This is a genomic window from Rhodocytophaga aerolata, from assembly GCF_030503435.1.
Lineage (GTDB): Bacteria > Bacteroidota > Bacteroidia > Cytophagales > 172606-1 > Rhodocytophaga > Rhodocytophaga aerolata.
Map to the genome: position 1 here is coordinate 1 of NZ_JAUKPO010000171.1, position 964 is coordinate 964.

The window sequence follows — 964 nt, forward strand, 5'->3', positions numbered from 1 at the left end:
AGGGGGATTAAATTAACTACTACATATTAAAAACTTCCTACATAAAATTAGGAATTCGTTTATCTGCTTTTATCAAAGTTAGATTCTTTGAGCCCCTTGATTTTGATAATCAGTGTAGTGATTTGAGCAGCTAATTGTTCCCCCTGATCCGTTAGTGGATTCTCAAGCGTATTGTACTGCTCGATGAGGATATTGCATTCTTCTTTCAATCGTTGAACTGTTTCACTATCTGTATCCAAGAAGGATAATTTGTCTTTTTTAAATCGCTGCATAGCTGCCATGTAGGTGAAGGTAAAATTACCCCAATTTTACTTAAACTACCTATCTGGGATTCACTTTAAGCCTGAATAAAGGTTAAACCCTTTCAACTTCAACCATGAATTATCTGCAAATAGCAGATTGATTTTCTCTATGAAAGTGAAAAAGGGTTGGTTTAACATCCGGATTTTTTAAGTTTCTTGGAGGGGAGTAAATTTACTACTAATAGAAGCTGCTGAGGGTTGATGCAGGTTGCTACTTCATGGAAAATTAATAATATTACACGCATAAATAACAATTTCTCATTTCTAGAAACACAAAGGAGAAAAATTGCTCAAACATACAAATCCATGAACAGGCCACTTGCACTTATCAACTCATCAAAAGACCCATTTCTATTCAAGTGCCTGCTTTGGGGGGTGTGCTTGTTGACTAAGGCAATGGTGGCCGTGGGGCAGACCGAAAGCCTGCCAGAAGCAGTAGTCTTTACTTCCCTGAGTGGGAAAACCAGGGTACACACCAACCAAATCGGGCAACTACAGGTAAATGTCTCCCCCAAAGATGCGCACATCTTTAAGAGGCGCGGATGGGTCGGGTATGGTGACTTCGGCGCCAGGGGTGACGGAAAGACCGATGATATCGATGCTATAGCTGCAACGCATGCCTTTGCCAATGGGCAGGGTCTGCCGGTAAAAGCTGATAAGGG

1 protein-coding gene and 1 pseudogene are annotated in these 964 nt (G+C 41.0%); one reads left to right on the top strand and one right to left on the bottom strand.

The features are described from left to right. Nucleotides 1-59 precede the first annotated feature (59 nt). On the bottom strand, nucleotides 60-272 hold the full coding sequence (locus Q0590_RS37380; RefSeq protein WP_302042794.1) for a hypothetical protein: 213 nt from the start codon (nucleotides 270-272) through the stop codon (nucleotides 60-62). A gap of 336 nt (nucleotides 273-608) precedes the next feature. Here Q0590_RS37380 and Q0590_RS37385 point away from each other — a divergent pair. Beyond that, nucleotides 609-964 (top strand): annotated as a pseudogene (locus Q0590_RS37385) (hypothetical protein); the annotation flags it as partial.

Bases quoted from the DNA above. Each gene is read 5' to 3' on its own strand.
- Q0590_RS37380 (WP_302042794.1), bottom strand. From the start codon at position 272: ATGCAGCGATTTAAAAAAGACAAATTATCCTTCTTGGATACAGATAGT.